Genomic DNA, 23,145 nt, shown 5'->3' with positions numbered 1-23,145 from the left:
AAATGGCTCTCAAGCAAGGCTGGGTCGAAGCGGAGGATCGGGCAGGTAAAAGGCCTGGCGGCTTCTGTACGGCCTTTCCTAAGGACGGGCAGACGCGTATTTTCATGACCTATGCCGGTACCCCGGACAATGTATCGACACTGGCGCATGAACTGGGACATGCTTACCATCAGCATGTAATGAATGATCTGCCTGCATTCTCGCAGGAATATGCGATGAACGTGGCAGAGACGGCTTCTACCTTTGCTGAGCTTATCGTATCCGATTCTGCGATGAAGGCTGCGACCGACAAGGAAGAGAAGATTGGCCTCTTGGAAAATAAAATTCAAAACTCCGTAGCGTTCTATATGAATATTCATGCCCGGTTCCTGTTCGAAACCCGGTTTTTCGAGAAGCGGAGACAAGGCATGGTAACGGCAACGGAGCTAAGTGAACTGATGGAGGCTGCGCAGCGGGAAGCATTCAGCGGTACGCTGGGTGAAGTACATCCGCATTTCTGGGCTTCAAAGCTCCATTTCTATTTGACAGATGTACCGTTCTATAACTTCCCTTATACATTCGGCTACTTGTTCAGTGCCGGAATCTATGCCCGCGCCCAACAAGAAGGACCAGCGTTCGCTGAGCGCTACGTACAGCTGCTGCGCGATACAGGCTCTATGACGGTCGAGGAACTCGCACAGAAGCATCTTGGCGTCAAGCTGGATGAGGAAGGCTTCTGGCGCGATGCAGTTGCTTTGACTAATGAGGATATCAAGCTGTTTCTGGAGCTGACGAACGAAATAGGCTCTCCTGCATAATAGAAGGCCCCGGTTAAGCGTGCGCTTGCCGGGATTTTCATACGAACATGATTCGACTGATTTCGGTTGGGGGACGGACTTATGAATGAAATGATCATCTATGTTTGCTCGGATGCCGTCGGGGAGACGGGAGAAGCGGTTGCCAAAGCGACATTGCGTCAGTTCGCATCGGAGGAAGTGAAAATTAAGCGGTACGGCCATATGAAAAGCGAAGATGAAGTCATTCAGGTCGTATCAGAGGCAGCCAGTACGGGCGGTTTTATCAGTTATACGCTCGTTCAGCCTAAGCTTCGGGCACGTATGAAAGAGGAAGCGTTCCGCTGGGGCGTGAGGGCAGTCGATGTAATGGGGCCGATGCTGGAAGCTTATGTCGATACGTTCGGCAGCTCTCCGAACCGCAAGCCTGGTCTGCTGCATTCTATTGATGAAGACTATCATCGCCGGATCGAAGCGATTGAATTTGCTGTCAAATATGATGACGGCAAGGATGCCAGAGGATTTATGCAGGCTGAAGTCGTCCTGATCGGCGTCTCTCGGACCTCGAAGACACCGCTAAGCGTTTTTCTCTCCCACAAAGGGATAAAGACTGCCAACCTGCCGCTTATGCCGGAGGTAACGCTGCCGGCGGAGCTGGCATCGGCACCTGGCAGACTCATTATCGGACTGACGATGCAGCCCGAGCATTTGATCGGCATTCGGACAGAGCGTCTCAAGACGCTGGGCCTTCCGCCGACAGCTCCCTATGCTTCGGAAGAGAGGATCGTTGAGGAGCTCCGATATGCCGAGAAGATTATGGAATCATTTCAATGTCCAGTTATTGACGTTACGAATCGTGCGATAGAGGAAACAGCAGGCCTTATTATTGAAATGCTATATCGGCAAACGGAAAAATCGGAATGACTGGTTTTAGGGTGTGTCTGAGAACTCTGAGGGCAGCAAATTTTGCCGAATTTTCGTTCCATGCAAGGCGCGTTTGTGAATGTGTACCCGGGGGTATGTCAAGCAAACGGAACGAAGCAGGGGGCGGAAAGGCGGTGAAAGATGCCACTGAACGGGTTTTCAGACACGCCCTAGTCGTTTTATGTCATTTTTTGACCGGGAATGGGATTAGGAAGGCTGTAAGTTGGCAATACGTATGAGTGAGGGCAATTGAGCGCAACACCCGGCTCTGCCATCTCATATTGGGCAAAGACACCGGGTAATATGTTGCGGAGCAGCTAATGAAGCTAGAGAAGGAGAGAATGGAATGGAACGTACATTTATATTAGTGAAGCCGGACGGTGTGAAACGCGGATTAGTCGGAAACATCGTATCGCGATTTGAAAGCAAAGGCTTCCATCTTGCGCAGGCGAAGCTGATTAGCATTGATCAATCACTGGCTGAAACTCATTATGCCGAGCATGCCGCACGGCCATTCTTCGGTGATCTCGTCTCGTTTATTACCTCGGGTCCGTCTTTTGCCATGGTATGGGAAGGAGACGGTGCGGTGAAAAACGCCCGTTCACTGATCGGAAAGACGAATCCCGCTGACGCCGAGCCCGGCACGATCCGCGGAGATTTCGCGTTAAGTGTCGAGAGCAATATCGTCCATGGCTCGGATTCCCCGGAGAACGCGGATCGGGAAATCGGCCTCTTCTTCCATTAATCGGATTTCAGCTTCAAAGAAGACCCCCGTACAGCGGTATTCATCCGCGTGCGGGGGTCTTTGCGTTTCACTTTAAGGGTGAAAAAGGGATTGACATGATACAAATTGTATCTTAAAGTAAGGAGTATTAGGGATACAAAATGTATCTAAAATGAATGGCTATACTTTTTTGAAAAAGATAGATAAACGAATAGGGATAGGGTGATGGAGACGATGCAAAAAAGTCAAAAAAAGCGATTATACCTGCTGCCGGACTTGGTACACGATTTTTTACCAGCCACGAAAGCTATGCCCAAGGAGATGCTTCCGATTGTCGACAAACCTACGATTCAATACATCGTGGAGGAAGCGGTCGCTTCCGGCATCGAGGATATTATCATCGTAACCGGCAAAGGAAAACGGGCAATTGAGGATCACTTCGACCACTCGTTTGAACTGGAAAATAACTTATTCAGCAAAGGCAAATTTGATTTGCTTGATGAGGTGCGCAGATCTTCCAACGTAGACATTCACTATATCCGGCAAAAAGAAGCGAAGGGTCTTGGCCATGCCGTCTGGTGCGCGCGTAATTTTATCGGCAATGAACCGTTTGCTGTTTTGCTTGGAGATGATATCGTCCGCTCTGAGGTTCCATGTGTCAGACAGCTGATTCAGCAATATGAAGAGACGCAGCGATCGGTAATTGGTGTACAGTCCGTAAAGCCTGAGGAGACGCACCGTTACGGAATTGTAGATCCTCTAGCATGCTACGGCCGGCTTTATGAAGTAAACCGGTTTGTTGAGAAGCCTGCCGCCGGATTTGCGCCTTCTAATCTCGCAATAATGGGCCGATATATTTTGACCCCTGAGATATTCGAATTTCTTGCTCACCAGGAGGAGGGGGCCGGCGGTGAAATTCAGCTGACGGACGCGATTCAGAAGCTGAACGCAGCCGAAGGCGTCTATGCCTACAACTTCGAAGGCATCCGTTATGACGTTGGAGAGAAGCTTGGATTTATTACAACGACGCTTGATTTTGCCCTTCGCAGTGAAGAATTGAGAATACCGCTGTTGGCCGTTATGGAGCAAATGATGAAGCAGCAATATTCGAATAAGTAAAAGGACAGGTGAAAGCGATGGCTCCAACATCCCCTCAACGGAATGACATCGAGGCTGTTTTTGAATCCGGGACTTTATATACCGGGTATGAGCGTAATCTTACATTAAGGTTCTATCTGAAGGCCAAACGGGCAGTAGATTTGCTAGGCGCCTCAGTTGGACTCATCCTGTTGTCGCCGATTTTGCTGGTGGTCGTTTTCAGTATAAAAATAGAGGATCCTAAAGGGTCCGTTTTTTTTACCAAAAGCGGGTCGGTAAAAATGAGCGTCAGTTTAATATGTACAAATTTCGCTCAATGGTATCAGATGCGGAGAAGCAGTTGGACGAACTTCTGGAACGAAATGAAATTGAAGGCGCCATGTTCAAAATGAAAAATGACCCCCGCATTACGAAGGTTGGCAAGTGGATTCGGAAGACCAGTATCGATGAGCTGCCGCAGCTGTGGAATGTTATCCGCGGCGATATGTCGCTTGTCGGCCCGCGCCCGGCTTTGCCTCGCGAGGTTCAGGAATACACTAGCTACGAAAGGCTCAGGCTGAAGGTAACGCCGGGCTGTACCGGGCTTTGGCAGGTTAGCGGACGAAACGCATTAAGCTTCCGGGAAATGGTGGAGCTTGATTTGCATTATATTGAACGGCGAAGTCTTCTATTGGACCTGAAGCTTATTTTATTGACCGTCAGAGTGATGTTTGGCTCTAGCGACGCCTATTAAGAGGGGAGAACAGGATATGAAGCTCGTATTGTTGTCCGGCGGATCGGGCAAGCGTCTCTGGCCTCTCTCGAATGACGCCAGGTCAAAGCAATTCTTGAAGGTGCTGGAGGATAAAGAGCAGCGCAGAGTGTCCATGGTGCAGCGGGTATGGGGACAATTGGAGCAAAGCGGCTTGGCGGAATCCAGTCTGATCGCAACGAGCCAGTCCCAGGTGGAGATGATGCATAGCCAGCTAGGCGAGCAGGTACCGTTAATTATTGAGCCGGAGCGCAGAGATACATTCGCCGCGATTGCGCTGTCCGCCGTTTATTTATATTCACAGCAAGGTGCAAGCCTGGATGAAGTAGCGATTGTTTTACCTGTAGATCCCTATGTCGAAACCCGGTTTTTCGACACCGTCAAGGAACTGGAAGCTACTCTCCAAGTCTCTCAGGCAGAGATGGCGTTGATTGGAATCGAGCCCGCTTATGCCTCCTCTAAATATGGCTATATTGTTCCTTCCTCTGAACCAGATGCATCCGCCCGGCAGCCCTCTTATCGCACCGTAGATCGTTTTGTCGAAAAGCCGGATGAAGAAAAAGCTAAAGCGCTGATAAGCCAAAATGCGTTGTGGAACTCCGGCGTATTTGCATTCCGGATCGGTTACATGATCGATCTATTGGAACGCAAGGGTTGCCCCATTCAATATGAAGAGCTTGCTAAGCAATATCATCTTCTGCCCAAAATAAGCTTCGATTACGAAGTAATTGAGCGAATGAACAATATCGTCGTCATACCGTACGACGGGTATTGGAAGGACCTTGGCACTTGGAATACGTTGACGGAAGAAATGAATAACAGTCAGCTTGGCAGAGGAATGGTTAGCTCCGATAGCATCAATACACATCTGATCAATGAAACCGATATGCCGGTATCGATTATTGGCGTGTCTAATGTAGTCGTCGCGGTTAGTCCGGACGGCATTCTCGTGACGGATAAGCAGGCCAGTCCGCGCGTGAAGGATTTCATCGATTACGATCAAGAGCCGATGTTCGAGGAGCGGCAATGGGGATATTTCCGTGTGCTGGATTATCAGAAATACGAGGACGGCAGCTGCGTCGTGACGAAGCGTGCCTTGATCCGGCAGCATAGAAGCTTTGGCTATCAATTGAATGTTCATCGTGAAGAGAGCTGGACCATCATAAAGGGAACAGGGGAATTCGTGCTGAACGGACGATTCATGTCCGTCAAAGCGGGAAGCACCCTGCATATTCCGATGCAGTCTCTGCACAGCATCCGAGCGATAACGGAGCTAGAGATCATCGTTATCCAGACCGGCCGAGATGCGGACCACAATCAGGTGATGGAGCTGTACCGGACTTGGGACGAAGTGGCGGAGCATGCGATATATAAACGCTAAGCGACCTGCTAAATAAATTTGTTTAATTTCATGTATTGACATGCTACTAATTGTATCATAAAGTAGAGTTGTAGCAAATGTTACAAATTGTATCTATCTATTAATTATCCGAAGCTTCGCGGGGGTGCGATTGTGGATTTAAATCGTTATTTAAGTTTGGTCAAAAAGAAATGGTGGCTTTTGGCTATATTCGTTATCGTAGCATGCGCAGCCGTTGCCGTTAAGAGTCTCTATTTCACGACGCCAATCTACGAGGCAAGAGCCAAGCTGATCGTAAATCAAGTCAATTCCAACCTCATGCCTAACGTAGGATCGCTGCAATTCGATTTAATGCTGATGGGCTCCTACAAAGAAATTATGCTGTCTTCAGCGATTTTGGATAAAGTCGTTGAGCTGTATCCGGAGCTTGGGGAATCTGCCAGTCACATGGCAAGGGAGTTGTCCGTAGCTTCCAGCACCAATTCTCAGGTGATGAGCATCGTATATCAGGACGAGTCGTATCAGCATGCGATGGATGTCGTGAATGCAGTCGTCAAAGTGTTCAAGGATCAAATTCCGACTATTATGAATGTCAATAACATTACGATCCTGAATGAAGCGAAATCTACAGATGCCAATAGCCTCTCTCCGATTAACAACAACATGGTCATGTCTTTGCTAATCGCCTTCGTCATTTCGATCATGCTCTGCATGTCTTTCATTATTTTTCTGGATTACTTGAACGATACCTTTAAATCCGAAGTGGAATTAAAGGAGCTGCTGGGTATACCGGTTCTGGCCTCGCTTAGCAAGACGCAGCGGAAAGATTTGAGAACGGGCCGCAGAAAAGCTGCATTAGCCAAGAAAAGAGAAGTAGGTGAGAATTATGCCACGCTCAATCAATGATTCACATTTAATCGTCTCGGCTAATCCGATGTCTCCATTCGCTGAGAGTTATCGTGTCCTTCGTACTAACATTCAGTTTTCTTCTATTGATACTCAGTTTAAAGTCTTAATGGTTGCGTCTGCGCAAGCGGGGGAAGGGAAGACGACGGTTATCAGCAACTTGGCTGTCGCTTATGCGCAGGAGGGGAAGCGGGTGCTGCTGATCGATATGGATCTGCGCAAACCTTCCCTGCATGAGTTCTTCTCCCAGACGAACTATAAAGGATTAACAAATTTGTTAACCGGACAATTTACCACTCAGGACGTCGTGATCCAAACCCAAATTCCAAATTTGTCGGTCATTACTGCCGGTCCGACGCCGCCTCATCCGGCCGAAATGTTAAGCTCGCAAAAAATGAGTCAGTTAATCGAGGAGTTAAGACAGGACTACGATATGATCCTGATCGATACGCCCCCGCTCCTTGCGGTAACAGACGGTCTGCTTGCTAGTGTACTGTGTGACGGCGTAATCTTGGTCGTTCAGGCAGCCGTTGTTAAGAAAGCGCTCGTGCTTAAGGCGAAAGAGCGGCTCGAGCATGTTCAAGCCCGCATTGTGGGCACAGTCTTAAATCAACTGAACCGCGACGACAATTTTAATATCGGCTATTATGGCATGTGAGGTTGAATAGTCTAGTCGTGACGTCCTGAAGCAATCGTTTCATTAGGAGTTGAAAGCAATTGCGGATTCATCTGATACAATGGCGAAATCACCTCGTTTTGTTCGTGGCTGCTGTTCTGCTTGCCGCCGTTATTGGCTTGTTTACACAGAGTAACCCCATGTTTATGCTCCAAATCGGCATCCTTATTGCTGTCTTTATTCCAGCGGCCGTGTTGTCGCTTCGGGATCATGCCGCACTCATTCCCTATATCGTGGGATGCTGGGTTTTTTCTGCTGAGCTCCGGAGAATTATAGATTGGGCGCAAGGTGAGTACAACCAATTATCGTTAATTCTCATCCTTCCGCATATCGTGACGTTTTCTCTCATATTCAGCATCATGAAGAACAGGGAAAACCGCAGCTTCGCCGAGGAATTCAAGACGAATAAGTTTTATCCTTTCATTGTGGGGGCTTACGTATATGCTGCATTCGTAGGCTTGATTTTGAATAAAACGGCTGGCATCTACGATATGATGGGATACCTTGCACCCGCATTAATTGTACCTTACTTTTTTTAAGACCGTTTACTTCTGCTGAGCTAAATAAAATCATTCAATTATGCGTGACATTTGCTTTGCTCATTTCCATTTACGGCTGGATTCAATATTTGACTCTCCCGGCATGGGATTTGTTTTGGATGAAAAATGCGCACATGACTTCTATTGGTCACCCGTTTCCCAAAGAATTCCGGATGTTCTCGACGATGACCTCGCAAGGCCCGGTAGCTGTATTTCTAGGCACGATGCTGGTCATCATGTTCGTCAACAAAGAATGGCGAGGCAAATGGGGCTGGCTGGGCATCATACTGGTTGCGTCCGCCTTGTCGATTACACTGGTTCGCTCGGCCTGGGTGACGCTAGTGCTTGGATTGATTGGTTACATCGCCTTCATGGACAAAGGGAAAAGGGTATCAAAGATTTTATCCATCCTTGTTATTGGTGCATGTCTTTTCTTTGTCATGAGCAAATTGCCGGGTGTAGAAAATGTAACGGCGAGACTTCAAACCTTCCAAAATATGGATGAAGATACGTCTTATAAAGATCGAATTGGCCTTGTCTTTCACGCGACGCCGATCATACTAAGTCATCCTCTTGGCGCAGGGTTTGGAAGTGTCGGACGGGGGACGATTCTTGGTGATGGAGAAGGCTTTGCTGGACTAGGGAGCCTGGACAACGGCTATCTAGGCGTATTCGCGACCTTCGGCCTTTTGGGGGGAATAGCGTTTTTCATTGGGATGTATTTATTGTTTAAGCATTTGCTAACGCTTAAGAACAGCAGTATTAAAGTGTTAGCGATTTCGACGATTATTCAAATTTTAGTCGCCTTCTTTTTTGGAGGAGGGCTTCAAACTTATCAGGGCGTTTTGTTTTGGCTTTTCGTATCCATGGCGCTCTCGCAATCCAATCCGAAGGAGCGACGGTTATGATTCATATTTTGCCGGGCATCAGAAGGAGATTGCGTAACTAGAAGGCAAAGGAGTATTTGGATGAAGGAGCAGCAAGGGGTAAAAGGACAATGGATGAGGAATACGCTGCAAACGTTTGGAAGCCAAATCGCTATTATGTGCATTACGATTCTGACAGGTGTCTTGCTTGCAAGGGGACTCGGCGCAGAAGGCAGGGGAACCTACATTGCGATCACGATGTGGTCTAATTTGCTGTACTGGGGATTCAATTTCGGAATTTATCAATCCGTCATCTATTTTTCGAAAAGCTATAATGGGGATAAAAAGGTTGTTTTTACTACCTTTCTTGTCTATGGGGCCATTCTTTGTTCCATCGCTACCCTTATAGCAGAAGTTTTGATCGTTCCGATGGTTACTGCAAACGGAAGCAGCGATATCGTATTTGCTGCAAAAATCTATTTCCTGGGCATTTTCTATGCTGCTTTCTCCGAGATTATTATTAGTACATTGGCAGGCGAGGAGAAGTTCGGATATTCGAATCTTCTTCGCATGGCAGTACCGGGTCTGACGGCGATTGCAATGCTTGGGCTTTATGTCATGGGCTATCTTTCGAGTGTAACGGCGCTGTATGCTTCATTCATCATTTCGACCCTTTTGTTCGTAATGAATGTGGTGAAGATTATCCATATGAAATATGTTGACTATAGGATCGATTGGCGGCTGATGTGGTCTGCTTTTAAATATGGCTCCAAGTCGCATGGAGGCAGTGTAGCCAGCCTGACTTCGGAGAACTTAACGCAAATGGTTCTGTCTCTCTTTATGCCACCGGCTGCCCTGGGCCATTATTCGGTTGCACAAAGCGCAACATCGCCAGTTAACACGATTACCTCGACGATTGCCATTACGACGCAGCCGAAGCTGACAGCAGAAGAAAAGTATAAGGTGCATGGCCGGGTTGTAGAGCTGATTAAAAAAGCAATCATTCTAGTAGGAATCGCCGTAGCGGGCATGACAGTTGTATTGCCATTTGGTATCGAATTCGTTTACGGCCATGAATTTGAAGCGGCGATTATTCCAGCTTTGATCTTGCTGCCGGCCAAATTATTTGATTGTTTGTCTAATGTTATGAGAAATGCCTTAAATGGTGCGGGTATGACGTTCATCAATACGAAAAGTGAGCTTATCGTACTAATTGCGACGCTTGTCTGCATGTCTGTTTTTTTCACTCGCTGGCATTTAATTGGGGCCGCTGCCGCGACCTTAATTTCTAGTTTGGTTCGAATTGCGATCTTTTTTATCGAATACCGGAGAAGGTTTGTGCGTTTTACTGTAGCGGAGGCGTTTCCGGGTAAAATGGATATGATGGAGCTCTATAGGGATGCGCACAGCCGAATCGCCCGGGGATGGGCAGACCGGCGTAAGCGCGGTCTATCCCCGGAGCGATCGGAATTATAGCGCCTTATAGGGCTGCTAATGTGAGAACGCCATTTCTGACGAGTAACTGATATCGGATCCCGCTGGCTTCGTCAGTCAGAATCAGGCCATTGCCAGAACCGCCGATCTCCAGACTTTTGTCCGCATACAGGTATGGCACGGGCGAGTAGGAGCTTACATGGTCGTAGGATACCATAACACCTGCAAAGTAAGTGGGATTCGTCTTGGAGAGGACATGAAAGGTTAGCCGATAGGCAAGTCCGCTTGGAATACCTTGCTCGCGTCCGAGCATGCGAAGCCAGCCTAATTGCTCAGAGCCGATGACATCGTCATAAATATTTGTCCCTTCACCTTCGATTCTTCCCCTTGAAGCGTAGTAGGTAAAGCTTGTAGGTGTTGTTGGCAGGACAAAATATTGCATAGCAAGCGGTCGGTTAATGCCAACATTGAGGGGAAGCGAAGGAGAATTGAAGTCGATTTGGAGACTAGGCTCATTGATTCCATCCGGTGTAAGCTTAATGATCTTGATATTGGTTCCGATAATCCGTTTCATATCATCGGTGATAGGGACGGGGAGTTCGGAAGCGGAGACGATGCTTAGCTTTCCTCCATCGCCAACTCTCCAGTTCTCCAATACTTCCGGATTTTTAAGCAGGTTAGCCGGGGCAATCGGAACGAATGAACGGGTGTCACGCTCCTTCATTCGCGACTTCAAGTCATCGGAAGTATAAAACGGTGCGATTTTTTCTTTGACTACGATATCGCTCAAAGTCAAACCGCTTAGATCCAATCTTCCGGTAATATTGGAGATCCGGTAAATATAAGCTGAGCCCAATGCGCCTTTATTTGTTGACTTCATCAATTTATTCAACGTATCACCGAAGACGACGGATGTCTGCAACGCGCCGAACCAGGCGGCATACTTCTGTTTTTCCGACATCGGCTTCAGATCGTCAGGCAGAGCGTATTGCCAATCGCTTTCATTATCCGTGTAATCGGGTCTGGACCAAGAGAAGCCGAAACCAAATGTCATGAGGTTAAACGATATTGATTTAGGCAATAACCGAATGGCAGCTTCACCACATTGCTCAAACTGCGCAAACATGAATATACCGCTCAAGCCGTCGACATCGCTGACGCTGTTGTAATCCTCCAAGCCGCTGTCGATGCATTGATAAATGCCGTATGGCGAAAATCCTAGATGCACTCTAGTGATTTGAACCCCCAGACCTCCGCGATGACCTGCAATGGGAAGCGTTCCCAGCAGAATGCCGCAAAACTCCCCTGAGATATTTCCGCCCTGGTAGAAATAATCATTATTGTTTTTACGGCAGTAGACGCCGATTAGGCCGCTCCAATTACAGTCATACGATGTTATATGGCCTGTATTGTTATTTAACAATTGTCCGACTTTTACGAAGCGGGTTCTTACATTCCGGAATATAGGCGTAGCATTTCCGCTTATTTCTATGGCTGCAGGGCCAACAGCAAACATTTCATACAGATCTTGATCAAACAGTTTTTTATCGATCCATTTACTTAAATAACGTCTGTTGTATTGAATCACTCCGTGGACAGTGAAATTTTCGAATTCGGCACTAATTCCCGCCGTTTCAATTTTTAAGCAAGGCAACAAATCGGTTTTCGTATCAATTGGATCCCATTGCAGTATCGCTCCATACTGTTCTCCATCCACATAAGGGCCGGTAGCGGATACAATACCCCGGCAGTAGCTAACCAAGGTTTGGCGAATACGGTATTCACCAAGCGGAAGAAATAATTTATAAGATGAATTGCAAAACTGCAAGGCTGATTGCATAGCAGCTGTATCGTCAGTCGTTTTATCGCCCTTAGCTCCAAACCAGTGAGGATAGACAAAATCGATTTTCGCCGCTCCGTTAAATAACCCTCCTGCTGTAATATCGAAGATCCAGTCATGAGTTCCCGCCTCAATCGAACCGTTAATCGTTATTACAATGCCTTTATCTGGTTTTAAGCGAGCATTATTTGCGAATAGCAGCCGCTTGTTAGCAGGTATCGTTATATTTTTTTTACGGCGTAAACCCCTTTTGGGATGAAAATGATATCTGAACCTGCGCCCATTGCCGCCACGATTGCTGCCGAGCTATCTTTGCTTCCGGTCGGATCTGCGCCCTTCTGAACGATATTGTTGCCAAAATCATCAATTCCCGCCATCTGAAAATCACCGCCTCAATAAATTAGTTATGTATCCGCAACCTTGCGCAGAAACAATAGCATATAAGATGAGTTGTGTGGGTGATCTCGTTGGATTACATACTAGGATATTATATGAGATTCACAGTTGATAGAGACGGCGTCTGCACCAGATTGAATACCCAAATCCATCGGGCCCATTATTTATCCTTTGTTAAAATAGCGGTTATGCTATTGACATGATACTTAATGTATCATAAAGTTAGATTAACAATGATACAAATCGTAACTATTAAGAGTCGCTTAATTATGAGCAAGGGAATGATGGGAATGCGGGTAAGCGTAATAATCCCTTCGTTTAATCGCGTACAAAGCTTAAAGCTATGCCTCGAAGGGTTAATGAGACAATGCAGACTGCCGGATGAAATCATAGTGGTTGTACGAAACTCAGACGACGCAACGATGACCTTTATAGCATCGCAGATAGATTGCAGAATTCGGATGGTTACTGTTGATGTTGTTGGCGTGATAGCGGCATTAAACACCGGCTTGCAGCATGTTTCCGGAGATATTCTCGTCATTACCGATGACGACACGATTGCTTATCCGGACTGGATAGAGAAAATCGCTGAGCATTTTCAATCTAACGAACGGCTTGGAGGACTCGGGGGAAAAGATGATGTGTATCACTCGGGTAGATTGGAAACGGGCCAACGAAGCCGGGTTGGCCAATTATTATGGTTTGGCAGAATGATCGGCAACCATCATATCGGATACGGGAGAGCGAGGCAAGCAGACATCTTAAAGGGAGCAAATATGAGCTTTAGGAGAAAGGCAATCGAAGGCATCCTATTCGATGAGAATTTGAAGGGGACAGGAGCTCAGGTTCATCTGGAGGTCCCCTTTTGTCTAGCGGTCAAGAACAGAGGCTGGGAGCTTATCTATGATCCAGGCGTCGGCGTCAATCATTTCCCGGCAGAGCGATTTGATGAAGACAAGCGGAATACGTTTAATGAAACGGCCTTTTTCAATATGGCTCATAACGAAACTTATTCCCTTCTGAAAAACTTGAACTCTGCGAAACGTTTTATTTTTCTTCTATGGGCGTTCTTAATCGGCAGCAAAGCTACTCCTGGGTTCATCCAGTGGATCCGGTTCATTCCTCAAGATAAATCGATGGGATTGAAGAAGCTACTTATTTCATTTAAAGGAAGAGTTGAAGGATGGAGAACATGGAAACTGTACCGAAATTCGAATTGAGTCCGCTGCGGATTGCCGTTATTGCTCTGGAGTTCATTTCTTCTCAGCATAGAACCGGAGGCGTGAGCCACTACAATCACCGGTTGTGCACGAAGCTGGCCGATATGGGCTATGACGTAACGGCAATCACATTGAACCCCTACCCGGAGAAATTGAATTATAAGGTGTCACCTTTATTCGAAGACACAGAAGCGAAAAATAGGTTTGCCCGTTACTACCTGGCACCGATTAAAGGCAGAGCCGTAGACTTCAGCGCGTATGATCTAGTCATTTCAAGCGGTGATGATTGGGCGATGCGCCGCTCGGAGAAAACCTGGGTCCGCATTATGCACGGCAGCGCCTACCGAGAGGTTCAGCATAACAAAAAGTGGCTGAGGAAGTTAAATCTTTCGGTGCTTTATTTACTAGAGCTGCTCTCTTGGAGACAATCTACCGTTACGTTATTCAATTCGCAAGATACGCAGACTCTATACCGTTCCCGTCCACAGGATAAAGTGCTGCATCTGCCGGTCGACCTCCAGCTGTTTCATCCCGGAAAGAAGGCAGAAGATCCGACTATACTATTCGTCGGTGCGCTGGATAGCCGCAAGAGGGGGCGTCTATTAAGAGATTTATTCGTTTCAGAGATTAAGCCGAAAATTCCAAACGCGAAGCTATGGATGGTGTGCTATCCTGATGAACCGCATGACGGAGTAACCTATTATCAAAGCCTGAGCAATGAGCAGTTGGCGGAGCTTTTCCGGCAAGCTCATATTTATTGCATGCCTTCCACTTATGAGGGTTTTGGCCTGCCTTATTTGGAGGCACTCGCCAGCGGTACTTTGGTGGTCAGCACGCCTAACCCTGGAGCGGTTGAAATACTGGATGGCGGGCAATATGGCGTCCTGGCCTCAGATGATCAGCTGGCTTCCGCCTTAATTGATGGCTTATCGAACATAGCTAGCTATCAGGAATTGGTGTGCAAAGGGCTGGAGTGGGCTCAATCGCATTCTTGGGAGCAGGTGGCCATCGAATATCTTTCTTATTGCCCCGGCTGGAGAGGCGTCCCCGCGCTCGAAACGGCAGGTGTGATGTCATGAACATTCTTCTCTCCATTCACCACGAGATGAACAAAAACGCGGGAGCACCCGGCGTAACCTTTCAACTATACAAGCACTATCAGAGAATGGGGCATAACGCAGTTATGTTCACCTTCGATGATATGCCCTCATACATTCCTGGAAAGTGGAAGGCTGTCCTTTTTCCGTTTTACCTATACCGCAAAATTAAGCAGCTTGCTAAAAAAGGACAATTAGATGTGGTTGATGCCTCTAGCGGCGATGCATGGCTATGGTCGCTGCTAAGAAGCAGGAAACGATCGCCTGCACTGGTGTCTAGAAGTCATGGCCTTGAGCATACGATGCATGAAAATATGCTGGAGGAGCAGCGCAGGGGAAACCTCAAATTGTCGTGGAAGTATCCGCTCTATCACGGAGGTCTTCGGCTTCAGGAAGTTGCAATCTCCTTTCGAAGAGCGGACGGAGCTTTGTTTCTGAACCATCGCGATTTTGAATATGCGATCAGCCGGCTGAGGGTGCGAAGTCCGCTTGCCCGGGTCGTAAGAAATGGTCTGCCGGATGAATTTCTGCATTTGCCGGTCGATTACAATATAGGCTCAGAGATTCGGATCGCTCAAATCGGCAGTTATATACCGAGGAAAGGCATTCACTACACGGCTCAAGCGCTAGACGAAGTATTGCGGCAATTTCCCCACGTTAAAATATCTTTTATCGGCACAGGATGTTCACGGGAAAAGGTTCTTCAGGATTACGACGAGCAGCTTCACGATCAAATTGATGTCGTTCAAGAATATAGTCATGAAGAGCTTCCTAGGCTGCTGGTGAATCACCATATCAAATTATTTCCAACCCTCTCGGAGGGTTTCCCGCTTTCCCTCTTGGAAGCGATGGCTTGCGGACTGGCCCCTATCTCATCTTTCACGACAGGCTCTTTCCTTATTGATGGACGAGATGCCTTGATCATTCCTTTCCGGGATGCTGCCGCCATTCAGAAGAAATTGATTCGCCTTATCGAAGACACCGATTACTTGCAATCCATCCGGAAAAAAGCTTATGAAACCGCGCAGCAGCATGAATGGGACCGTATCGCCGGAGAGGCGATTTCTTTTTATGAGCAATTGAAAGAGAGCAAGTTATAAAAATTTTTTATTTGTGACAACCACCCTATATCGATCAGAAAGAGAGAGAAGCGACAATGAAGCTGCTATCGACAGGATTGGGCTGGAATGAGCTGCAGCCGGGCGGATTAAATCGTTATTTTGCAGATTATAATGCCGCTATGAAGGAGTATGGGCATGCTGAGCTGGGACTTGTCGTGACGGAGAGTGGAGACCGGCTGTCGACGGAGTTGAACATTGTAGAGGCTGCGTCTTCACAAACGCCGCTAATCACCCGAATGAGATCGCTAAGACGGAAGACCCGTCAATCGGTGGAAGCGTTCCAGCCAGAGGTGTTCAATCCACACTTCGCGCCCTATGCGGCAATGGTGTCCAGATCCGTCTTACCGCAACATGTGCCCATCGTCACCCATTTTCACGGACCTTGGGCTTTGGAATCAAAGGTTGAGGAGCATCACCGTTCCCCTTTGATGAGAGAGTCTCGTTATTGGATGAAGAAACAAGTTGAATTGATGACGTATCGTCGTTCAGACAGCTTTATTGTCCTAAGCGAATACTTCCGGGACATCTTGACCGAACAATACGGCATAGAAGACAGACGCATACATATTATTCCTGGAGCGGTAGAGCATGAGAAATTTAAACCGCATCCGGATAGGGAGAGCTTAAGAAGGAAGCTTGACATACAGCCTGAGCAGCAACTGTTGTTCTGCGCCCGAAGAATTGTTCGCCGGATGGGCATCGACCGTTTAATCGAATCGATGACCGCTGTTGTGGCACTGCATCCCGGTGTTCGTCTGTTTATTGCGGGAGACGGGGCGATGCGAGAGGAATATAGCCGACTCGTCGAGAGTCTGCAGCTTTCTGATCACGTTAAGCTGCTCGGCAGGGTGTCGAATGAAGAGTTGGTGGAATGGTACCAGGCGGCGGATATGAGCATCGTCCCTACGATAACGCTGGAGGGATTCGGACTTGTCACCGTGGAGTCGCTGTCCTGCGGCACTCCGGTGCTCGGTACGCCTTATGGAGGAACGAAAGAGATTTTAAGCAGGCTGTCGACGGATTTGCTTTTCGAGGATGGAACGTCTGGGGCGATGAGCGATACGATAACAGCGGCTTTGGAACAAAGCTTGCGTATACCATCTCGGGAACAGTGCAGGGAGCATGTCCTGCAGCATTACACATGGGACAGGGTCGCAGATGCAGTGACTCAAGTATTCGAAGTTGAGCTTGAGAAAAGGAAGCGATTCCGTTAGCGGGTTAATGGGAGGTAGCAGGCCATGAGTATTCAACTCAGTATTTGTATCTGTACGAGAAATCGTCCCGAGGACTTGGAGAAGGCACTCATCTCGATCGAGCAGTCCACGATACCGGCATTTGAAGTCATCGTATCCGATGACAGTACCGATCTTCGTACAAGGGATTTGGTTGCATCGAAATTTCCGCAGACGGTGTTTATCGAAGGCCCGAGAAAGGGACTAGGTCCGAACCGTAATCATGTGCTGCAGCGGGCCGCAGGAACGCATCTCTTGTTTATGGATGACGACATGGAACTGGGAACGGAATGTATTGAGCGGCTGAACAGGCGATTGAACCAAGTGGAAGCGGCTCGCAGAGATAAGGCGATTCTGACTGGAATTGAATATGGCCGTAACAACGACAAAGTGTATCCGAAGGACCAATCATTTCTCGGATATCAGACCAAGCTGTACAACCGTTCGGAGGGGCTGAATACGTTAGTAATAGGGAGCGCGATTTTTCCTCGGGGATTGTTTCAGATGGTCCGCTTCGATGAGCAATTGGTGTACGGGTATGACGAGGTCGATATTTCGACAAGAGCTGTAAAAAGCGGCTATGAAATTATTTTGTGCGAGCAAGCTTTTATTACCCATAACAGTTCCCCGGTCAACCGCGATTATTATAAACCGGTTATAGAAGCTTCCAGATTTTACGTCACTTACAAACGTTATACGTACACGGAGAAGCTGCCCGTTAAAGGCTGGATCTTTTTTTCGTTGGCTTGCTGTCACTTGCTGCTCAGCGATTTGAAGCATAAGGGGCTTCCGGGACTTAAGGATGCAAGAAAAACGATGGAAACCTCTTTGACTTATATTCGGAATTACCGGCAAACGGAAGCCGGACGTTAGTTCCTTGTGTAAAAGGAAGAAAGGACGCGATACCGATGAGAATCGCTCTGTATAATCACACGAGCGAAGTGAGCGGCGCAGAAATTAATTTGCTGCTGACCGCAGCCTATATGCCGCAGACTTCCTTTGTTCTGTACGCGCCGGAAGGTGAGCTGCTGGAGCGGGCTAGAAGCCAAGGGATGGAGACGATTGCGTTGCCGGGCTATAGCGCGAAACTATCGATGAATCCAATTCGCCTGCTTAAAGGAGCTGCCGGTATGGCGCTTGCAGGCTGGAGATTTGCCTCTATGGTCAAAACAGCGAAGCCGGACGCGATTCATGCCAACTCGGTTCGTGCCGGCATTATGGCGTCGATGTTCCGCTGGTACCACCAGATTCCGCTCGCTTGGCATCTCCACGATATGCCGCCAAGAGGAATCATCGGCCGGCTGATCCGGACGCTTGCGGCCGGTACAACACAGGCGCTTATTGCGATCTCGCAGCCTGTGCTGGAGGGGATGAAATCAAGGACGCTGGAGAACCGTCTTCATCTTGTTCATAACGGCGCAATACTGAGAGATCAGGATGAGCTTGCCAGAAGGTACAGCAAGAAGGAGATTAGAGGCGAACTACAGACGCCAATGGAAAGCAGCGTGCTCGTCATTGTCGGACAGATTACGCCATGGAAGCGGCAGGAGGATGCAATTCATGCGCTAAATGCTCTGCTGCAGGAGGAACGCGATCTCTATTTATGGATCGTGGGAGAGCCGAAATTCCGCATGGAGAACGAGATTTATTTGGAACAGCTCAAGCTGCTTGTTTCTATTTTACATATGGAAGACCGCGTACGATTTACCGGCTTTCGCGAAGATATCGATGAGATTTGCAATGCTGCTGATATGCTGCTGCTGTGCTCGGAGAATGAGCCCTTTGGGCGGGTCATTATCGAAGCGATGGCGAAGGGGACGCCAGTCGTTGCGACTGACGGCGGCGGCGTATCGGACATTATTAAACATGGCGTAAGCGGTTTGCTGTATCCGGCGAAGGATGTAGAGGCACTCGCCGCCAGCATTGGGAGCGTACTGGATGATCGCAAGCTGCGGACATCGCTCAGTATACACGGCCGCCAGCGGATCGAAGATTTCTTTTCAATTGAAGGAGCCGCTGAAAAGCTGGAGCGTGTCTATGCGGGCATTGCCGGAACACACCAGAGGACAGGTGTGAATGCGAAGCCGGTTGAACGAGCAAGGGGGATTGCCAAATGAATAGTCCCAGAGTAGCGATTGTCCATGATTATTTGAATCAAATGGGCGGAGCGGAGCGGGTTGTAGGCGTGCTGCACAAAATGTTTCCCGAGGCGCCGATCTATACGACGATCGTTGATCAGGATAAGCTGCTTCCGGAGCTTCGATCAGCATCGATCATTACGACATGGATGCAGCGGATTCCGCGAATAACGAGCAGCTTCAAGCTCTACTTCTGGCTTTATCCGCTCGCAGTCAGATCGATGAATGTTAAAAACTACGATATTATCGTCAGCTCCAGCAGCGCCTATGCCAAAGGAGTGCGCAAATCGAAGGGGAGCGTGCATGTCTGCTATTGCCATGCGCCGATGCGATTCGCCTGGGATTTCGACAGCTATATGGATCATACCCGGCTGCCAAAGCCTTTGAAGGCGATAGCGAGAGCTTTCACCCTGCCGCTTCGCGCATGGGATAAGGCGAATTCCAAGCGGGTGGACAGAGTGATTGCGAACTCGAATGTCGTTAAGGGCCGAATTAAGCAATATTACGGACTTGATGCCGATGTTGTATTTCCTCCAGTCGATATAAGCCGCTTCTCCGTTGCTGATGAACAGCCGGATGATTACTATCTCATCGTCTCGCGCCTTGCTTCCTACAAGCGGCTTGATCTAGCGGTGGAGGCCTGCACGAGGCTGAATAGGAAGTTGCTCATTATCGGAGATGGAGACGACCGGGAGCGGCTGGAGCAATTAGCAGGGCCAACGGTTTCCTTTCTGGGCCGAATCGGCGACACCGAGGTCGTCTCCCATATGCAGCGATGCAAAGCGCTGTTGTTTCCTGGACTTGAGGATTTCGGCATTACGCCGCTGGAGGCCAACGCCTGCGGTCGTCCGGTCATCGCTTATCGCGGAGGCGGCGCTCTGGATACGATTGTTCCGGGGCTTAACGGGATGTACTTTAATACACAGACGGCAGAGTCATTCGCCGAGGCGCTGGATAGCTTTGACAATCATATCTGGAATGCCGGTGCGATCCGGGAGCATGCGGAAAAATTCAATGAGCGGCTATTTAAGGAGAAATTGCTCCAATTTGTAGATTTTACAATAAAAGAGAGAAAAAAAGATACAAATCGTTAACTTTATATGCTATAATTGCTACAATTAGTATCATTTAAGGGGGCAATTGCTCATATGATGCATGATCGTACGGTTAGGCAGTATCGGGCATTCGGCCTCCGAATCGCAAGCGATTTCGAGCTGCCCGAATTGCTGAGCGTGGATGAGCCGGGATTTGAGCCGGATCTCGTCGTGGAACAGGCTGACTTGACGGCCATCCGCAATGAATTGGACCCGAATCGGCCCTTCGCGGTTAAGGAGAACGAGATGGTGCTCGGCTTGGAAAACGCAGCGACCTACCGGATAACGAACGGCAGCCGGATTCAGATGATGCCGGCGGAAGGCGCCGATCCCCGTGATTATCGGATTTATTTGCTGGGAATCGGATTCGCGGTGGCCTTATTTCAACGCGGAGCCATTCCGCTCCATGGCAGCGCCGTTGTCATGGAAGGAAGGGCGTATGCCTTCGTCGGGGAGTGCGGTGCAGGCAAATCAACCTTGGCGGCAGCCTTTTTACGTCAGGGCTACAAGCTGTTAAGCGATGATATCGTTCCGGTTACGCTTGGAGCGGGTGGCAATGGCTTTGTTGCGCATCCGGGATTTCCGCAGCAGAAGCTGTGGCAGGAAAGTCTCGACTTTTTTCAAATGAACTCAGAGCAATTTAATGCCATCGCAGATGATTACGACAAGTATGCCATACCGGTAGCAGACGGGTTTCATCAGGAGTCGTTGCCGTTGGCCGCGATATTCGAATTGGAGGTGTCAGCGGACAGCGGAGCTGTTGAGTTGAAGCCGCTATCGAAGCTGGAGCGCATGCAGCTGCTCTATAGGCACACTTATAGCGGTGAGGTGCTGACGAAGCTTGATTTAAGACAATGGCATTTCCAGATGTCTGCAGCTATCGCATCGCAGGTGGATTGCTATCAGTTGAAGCGCCCGAAACACGGCTTTACGGCGGATTTGCTTGTGCATGAAGTTTTAAATCTAGCGATGAAAGGAGAAATGGTGAAATGACAACTCCATCCGGTGTTTTTGCAGGGCAGACCGTCATGCGTGCGGAGGGCTTTCTCGTAAGCGATATGGGCGGCGATAAGGTGATGATGAACGTCGCGACTGGAAAGTATTACAATTTGGGCCAGACGGGCGGGCGGATATGGGAGCTTCTGTCGGAGCCTTCTAGTCTGGAGGGACTGGTCGACTCGTTATGCTCGGAGTACGAGATCGATCGCGAAGTATGCGAGCGTCAAGTCACTTCCTTCCTGTCCCAGCTGACAGAGCAAGGACTCATTCAGACGCGTTCCGACGAAGCTTAACATGGCTGGCAGGGTCAGAAAATGGCTGGCGTCCGACCGCCGGACGAAGCTGCTGCTGCTGGAAGCCTACTGGTACCTGGGCTGGGCCCGGATTGTGAAAGCGATGCCGTTCTCCAAGGTAGCCCCTTCTCTTGGCGTGGCGATGGAAGAGACGGCTTACGTCTCTTCCCCTGACCATGAGGAGGCAGCCCGAATGATCTCTCGGACGCTGCGCATTATGAGCAAGTACACGCTCTGGGAGAGCAAATGCATGGTGATGGCGATTGCCGGCATGAAAATGCTGGAGAAACGGGGCATCGAAAGCACGCTCTACCTGGGGACGAAAAAGGATGGCAGCGGCAAAATGACCGCACATGCATGGCTTAGAGCGGGAGCCTTTTATGCAACAGGTGCGGAAATTATGAATCAATATACGGTCGTAGCCATGTTCGCCAACGATGCGACCGTGTTTAAAGGGGAGAGAATGGGATGAGCAGCCTGAACGCGCTCGACAAGCGTTTCTTTTCGAAGGAATTTAATATGCTGCTGTTGCTGCTGCGAAGCGGCAGAACCGTTACCTTTGAAGAGGCATGGGAGCAGTCGCAGCAATTAGACTGGAATGAGTTTTTATCCTATGTCGGCTATCATCACGTTAACCCGGTCGTGTATCCTCTGCTCAAGCGGCTGAATGACGAGCGGCAGTTCGTACCGCCGGCTATTATGCAGAAGATGAGCCAATATTTTATGAAAAATACATATGAAATGCTTCATCTGCGCGGAGAAATGGAGCGTATCGTACAGCTTCTGGAGGGCCGGGGCATACGTTCGCTGCTGCTCAAGGGCCCGGTGCTGGCCGCTCTTTTATACGGGGATATATCGGGCAGGACGTCGAAGGATCTCGACATACTTGTCCCTAAGGCCGACATCAAGCACACGGAAAAGCTGCTGATGGAAGAGGGCTACCGCCTCAGCGAGGATACACCGCTTCTGCTTAATAATACCGAGCGTAAAACCCATCATCTCTCCTATTTTCATTATGAGAAAGGGATTGAAATCGAGCTGCATTGGCGGCTAAATCCCGATACGATACAGGAGCCGGATTTCGAGCAATTATGGGCCAGAAGGCAAGCCAGCTCCCTGCATCCTTCGGTACAATCGCTGGGCAATGAGGATTTGTTCCTGTATCTTGTGCTTCATGGAACGAGACATGGCTGGTCCTGCTTGCGCTGGCTGCTTGATATCGATCGCATCATCGGCAGACCGCTGGGAGGGGATATGATACAGCAGCTGCTGCAGATCTATCGCGGCCGCGATCTGATTGGCCTTGCTTTCGTGCTTGCGCAGAGTTTGCTTGGGACGAAGCTGCCGGATGCTCTAGCTCCATTGTCTGCCTCTAACAAAGCGGATAAGCTTGCGACTTACGTATTGATTTTCATGCGGGAGCGGGCGATCCTGCATCCTAAGCCGGAGAAGCGCGATATCGCGATTCATTACAATCGCTACATGCTGGCTACGATGCCGTTCAGTCAGAAGGGGCTGTATCTGCTGAACAAGATTTATCCAAGCTCCTGGGATGCAGAGGTTCTGCCGCTGCCCAAGGCGCTTCATTTTCTCTATTTTCCGCTGCGTCCGTTTCTCTGGATATGGAGACAAATGAAGCGGCAGTCCATTTAAGGAGGCTTTTC

Annotated in this window: 22 protein-coding genes and 2 pseudogenes; 22 read left to right on the top strand and 2 right to left on the bottom strand. The window is 48.8% G+C overall.

Features of this window, described 5'->3' with window-relative positions; translation table 11 throughout:
• The 11 genes and pseudogenes from TY10_RS13675 to TY10_RS13625 form a co-directional block, all read left to right on the top strand.
• Nucleotides 1–797: M3 family metallopeptidase (locus TY10_RS13675; protein WP_042164379.1), on the top strand; the 797-nt coding region annotated here is incomplete at its 5' end.
• A gap of 81 nt (nucleotides 798–878) precedes the next feature.
• On the top strand, nucleotides 879–1,697 hold the full coding sequence (locus TY10_RS13670) for a pyruvate, water dikinase regulatory protein (RefSeq protein WP_042164376.1): 819 nt from the start codon (nucleotides 879–881) through the stop codon (nucleotides 1,695–1,697).
• Nucleotides 1,698–2,043: 346 nt separating this feature from the next.
• A complete protein-coding gene (gene ndk, locus TY10_RS13665) occupies nucleotides 2,044–2,442 on the top strand; it encodes a nucleoside-diphosphate kinase (protein ID WP_042164375.1) in 399 nt (132 codons plus the stop codon).
• Nucleotides 2,443–2,678: 236 nt separating this feature from the next.
• Nucleotides 2,679–3,540 (top strand): annotated as a pseudogene (galU, locus tag TY10_RS13660) (UTP--glucose-1-phosphate uridylyltransferase GalU).
• A gap of 17 nt (nucleotides 3,541–3,557) precedes the next feature.
• Nucleotides 3,558–4,252, top strand: a pseudogene (locus tag TY10_RS13655) (sugar transferase).
• A 16-nt stretch (nucleotides 4,253–4,268) separates the two neighbouring features.
• The gene (locus tag TY10_RS13650) at nucleotides 4,269–5,651 is read left to right on the top strand and encodes a sugar phosphate nucleotidyltransferase (RefSeq protein ID WP_042164373.1); all 1,383 of its coding nucleotides are present in this window, start codon (nucleotides 4,269–4,271) and stop codon (nucleotides 5,649–5,651) included.
• A 132-nt stretch (nucleotides 5,652–5,783) separates the two neighbouring features.
• Nucleotides 5,784–6,536, top strand: coding sequence for a YveK family protein (locus TY10_RS13645; RefSeq protein WP_042164371.1), 753 nt, complete (start codon nucleotides 5,784–5,786; stop codon nucleotides 6,534–6,536).
• The gene (locus TY10_RS13640) at nucleotides 6,517–7,194 is read left to right on the top strand and encodes a CpsD/CapB family tyrosine-protein kinase (protein ID WP_042164369.1); all 678 of its coding nucleotides are present in this window, start codon (nucleotides 6,517–6,519) and stop codon (nucleotides 7,192–7,194) included. Before TY10_RS13645 ends, TY10_RS13640 begins: the two co-directional genes overlap by 20 nt.
• A 59-nt stretch (nucleotides 7,195–7,253) precedes the next feature.
• Nucleotides 7,254–7,751: a hypothetical protein gene (locus tag TY10_RS13635; RefSeq protein WP_042164366.1), complete on the top strand. Its 498-nt coding sequence runs from the start codon at nucleotides 7,254–7,256 to the stop codon at nucleotides 7,749–7,751.
• Nucleotides 7,752–7,870: 119 nt separating this feature from the next.
• Nucleotides 7,871–8,659, top strand: a complete 789-nt coding sequence (locus tag TY10_RS13630; protein ID WP_081735268.1) for an O-antigen ligase family protein — start codon at nucleotides 7,871–7,873, stop codon at nucleotides 8,657–8,659.
• A gap of 60 nt (nucleotides 8,660–8,719) precedes the next feature.
• Nucleotides 8,720–10,093 carry a lipopolysaccharide biosynthesis protein gene (locus TY10_RS13625; protein ID WP_042164360.1) on the top strand — a complete coding sequence of 458 codons (1,374 nt, stop codon included), beginning with the start codon at nucleotides 8,720–8,722 and terminating at the stop codon, nucleotides 10,091–10,093.
• A gap of 4 nt (nucleotides 10,094–10,097) precedes the next feature.
• On the opposite strand, the gene TY10_RS13620 is transcribed toward TY10_RS13625, so the two are convergent.
• Together TY10_RS13620 and TY10_RS30455 are read right to left on the bottom strand one after the other, a co-directional pair.
• Entirely contained in the window at nucleotides 10,098–11,891 is a 1,794-nt protein-coding gene (locus TY10_RS13620; RefSeq protein ID WP_042164358.1) for a hypothetical protein, read from the bottom strand.
• 221 nt (nucleotides 11,892–12,112) lie between these two features.
• A complete protein-coding gene (locus TY10_RS30455) occupies nucleotides 12,113–12,268 on the bottom strand; it encodes a glycosyl hydrolase family 28-related protein (protein WP_155985862.1) in 156 nt (51 codons plus the stop codon).
• A gap of 288 nt (nucleotides 12,269–12,556) precedes the next feature.
• Between TY10_RS30455 and TY10_RS13615 the strand changes: the two genes are divergently transcribed.
• The 11 genes from TY10_RS13615 to TY10_RS13565 are packed head-to-tail and all read left to right on the top strand — an operon-like array spanning nucleotide 12,557 to nucleotide 23,134.
• On the top strand, nucleotides 12,557–13,507 hold the full coding sequence (locus TY10_RS13615; protein ID WP_238327600.1) for a glycosyltransferase family 2 protein: 951 nt from the start codon (nucleotides 12,557–12,559) through the stop codon (nucleotides 13,505–13,507).
• Nucleotides 13,471–14,586, top strand: coding sequence for a glycosyltransferase family 4 protein (locus tag TY10_RS13610; protein ID WP_042164355.1), 1,116 nt, complete (start codon nucleotides 13,471–13,473; stop codon nucleotides 14,584–14,586). The genes TY10_RS13615 and TY10_RS13610 overlap by 37 nt, the downstream gene beginning before the upstream one ends.
• On the top strand, nucleotides 14,583–15,704 hold the full coding sequence (locus TY10_RS13605) for a glycosyltransferase family 4 protein (protein ID WP_042164352.1): 1,122 nt from the start codon (nucleotides 14,583–14,585) through the stop codon (nucleotides 15,702–15,704). Before TY10_RS13610 ends, TY10_RS13605 begins: the two co-directional genes overlap by 4 nt.
• Nucleotides 15,705–15,760: 56 nt before the next feature.
• Nucleotides 15,761–16,939, top strand: a complete 1,179-nt coding sequence (locus TY10_RS13600; RefSeq protein WP_042164351.1) for a glycosyltransferase family 4 protein — start codon at nucleotides 15,761–15,763, stop codon at nucleotides 16,937–16,939.
• Between the two features lie 24 nt (nucleotides 16,940–16,963).
• Nucleotides 16,964–17,830 (top strand): glycosyltransferase family 2 protein, encoded by an 867-nt coding sequence (locus tag TY10_RS13595; RefSeq protein WP_042164348.1) that lies wholly within the window; start codon nucleotides 16,964–16,966, stop codon nucleotides 17,828–17,830.
• Between the two features lie 35 nt (nucleotides 17,831–17,865).
• Nucleotides 17,866–19,074: a glycosyltransferase family 4 protein gene (locus tag TY10_RS13590; RefSeq protein ID WP_042164346.1), complete on the top strand. Its 1,209-nt coding sequence runs from the start codon at nucleotides 17,866–17,868 to the stop codon at nucleotides 19,072–19,074.
• Nucleotides 19,071–20,189, top strand: coding sequence for a glycosyltransferase (locus tag TY10_RS13585; RefSeq protein WP_042164343.1), 1,119 nt, complete (start codon nucleotides 19,071–19,073; stop codon nucleotides 20,187–20,189). The genes TY10_RS13590 and TY10_RS13585 overlap by 4 nt, the downstream gene beginning before the upstream one ends.
• Before the next feature lie 54 nt (nucleotides 20,190–20,243).
• Nucleotides 20,244–21,182 carry a hypothetical protein gene (locus TY10_RS13580; protein WP_042164339.1) on the top strand — a complete coding sequence of 313 codons (939 nt, stop codon included), beginning with the start codon at nucleotides 20,244–20,246 and terminating at the stop codon, nucleotides 21,180–21,182.
• Nucleotides 21,179–21,481 carry a lasso peptide biosynthesis PqqD family chaperone gene (locus TY10_RS13575; protein ID WP_042164336.1) on the top strand — a complete coding sequence of 101 codons (303 nt, stop codon included), beginning with the start codon at nucleotides 21,179–21,181 and terminating at the stop codon, nucleotides 21,479–21,481. The genes TY10_RS13580 and TY10_RS13575 overlap by 4 nt, the downstream gene beginning before the upstream one ends.
• 1 nt (nucleotide 21,482) lies before the next feature.
• Nucleotides 21,483–21,953, top strand: a complete 471-nt coding sequence (locus tag TY10_RS13570) for a lasso peptide biosynthesis B2 protein (RefSeq protein ID WP_042164334.1) — start codon at nucleotides 21,483–21,485, stop codon at nucleotides 21,951–21,953.
• The gene (locus TY10_RS13565) at nucleotides 21,950–23,134 is read left to right on the top strand and encodes a nucleotidyltransferase domain-containing protein (protein ID WP_042164330.1); all 1,185 of its coding nucleotides are present in this window, start codon (nucleotides 21,950–21,952) and stop codon (nucleotides 23,132–23,134) included. Before TY10_RS13570 ends, TY10_RS13565 begins: the two co-directional genes overlap by 4 nt.
• Nucleotides 23,135–23,145 lie beyond the last annotated feature (11 nt).

The sequence above is a fragment of the Paenibacillus gorillae genome, assembly GCF_000513275.1.
Lineage (GTDB): Bacteria > Bacillota > Bacilli > Paenibacillales > Paenibacillaceae > Pristimantibacillus > Pristimantibacillus gorillae.
The sequence above is the reverse complement of the archived record's forward strand: the minus strand, read 5'-3'. Positions and strand labels throughout refer to the sequence as shown.

Bases quoted from the DNA above. Each gene is read 5' to 3' on its own strand.
- TY10_RS13650 (WP_042164373.1), top strand. From the start codon at position 4,269: ATGAAGCTCGTATTGTTGTCCGGCGGATCGGGCAAGCGTCTCTGGCCT.
- TY10_RS13590 (WP_042164346.1), top strand. From the start codon at position 17,866: ATGAGAATCGCTCTGTATAATCACACGAGCGAAGTGAGCGGCGCAGAA.
- TY10_RS13640 (WP_042164369.1), top strand. From the start codon at position 6,517: ATGCCACGCTCAATCAATGATTCACATTTAATCGTCTCGGCTAATCCG.
- TY10_RS13615 (WP_238327600.1), top strand. From the start codon at position 12,557: ATGAGCAAGGGAATGATGGGAATGCGGGTAAGCGTAATAATCCCTTCG.
- ndk (WP_042164375.1), top strand. From the start codon at position 2,044: ATGGAACGTACATTTATATTAGTGAAGCCGGACGGTGTGAAACGCGGA.
- TY10_RS13595 (WP_042164348.1), top strand. From the start codon at position 16,964: ATGAGTATTCAACTCAGTATTTGTATCTGTACGAGAAATCGTCCCGAG.
- TY10_RS13570 (WP_042164334.1), top strand. From the start codon at position 21,483: ATGGCTGGCAGGGTCAGAAAATGGCTGGCGTCCGACCGCCGGACGAAG.
- TY10_RS13610 (WP_042164355.1), top strand. From the start codon at position 13,471: ATGGAGAACATGGAAACTGTACCGAAATTCGAATTGAGTCCGCTGCGG.
- TY10_RS30455 (WP_155985862.1), bottom strand. From the start codon at position 12,268: ATGGCGGGAATTGATGATTTTGGCAACAATATCGTTCAGAAGGGCGCA.
- TY10_RS13565 (WP_042164330.1), top strand. From the start codon at position 21,950: ATGAGCAGCCTGAACGCGCTCGACAAGCGTTTCTTTTCGAAGGAATTT.
- TY10_RS13625 (WP_042164360.1), top strand. From the start codon at position 8,720: ATGAAGGAGCAGCAAGGGGTAAAAGGACAATGGATGAGGAATACGCTG.
- TY10_RS13575 (WP_042164336.1), top strand. From the start codon at position 21,179: ATGACAACTCCATCCGGTGTTTTTGCAGGGCAGACCGTCATGCGTGCG.
- TY10_RS13670 (WP_042164376.1), top strand. From the start codon at position 879: ATGAATGAAATGATCATCTATGTTTGCTCGGATGCCGTCGGGGAGACG.
- TY10_RS13585 (WP_042164343.1), top strand. From the start codon at position 19,071: ATGAATAGTCCCAGAGTAGCGATTGTCCATGATTATTTGAATCAAATG.
- TY10_RS13630 (WP_081735268.1), top strand. From the start codon at position 7,871: ATGAAAAATGCGCACATGACTTCTATTGGTCACCCGTTTCCCAAAGAA.
- TY10_RS13620 (WP_042164358.1), bottom strand. From the start codon at position 11,891: ATGCAATCAGCCTTGCAGTTTTGCAATTCATCTTATAAATTATTTCTT.
- TY10_RS13580 (WP_042164339.1), top strand. From the start codon at position 20,244: ATGATGCATGATCGTACGGTTAGGCAGTATCGGGCATTCGGCCTCCGA.
- TY10_RS13605 (WP_042164352.1), top strand. From the start codon at position 14,583: ATGAACATTCTTCTCTCCATTCACCACGAGATGAACAAAAACGCGGGA.
- TY10_RS13600 (WP_042164351.1), top strand. From the start codon at position 15,761: ATGAAGCTGCTATCGACAGGATTGGGCTGGAATGAGCTGCAGCCGGGC.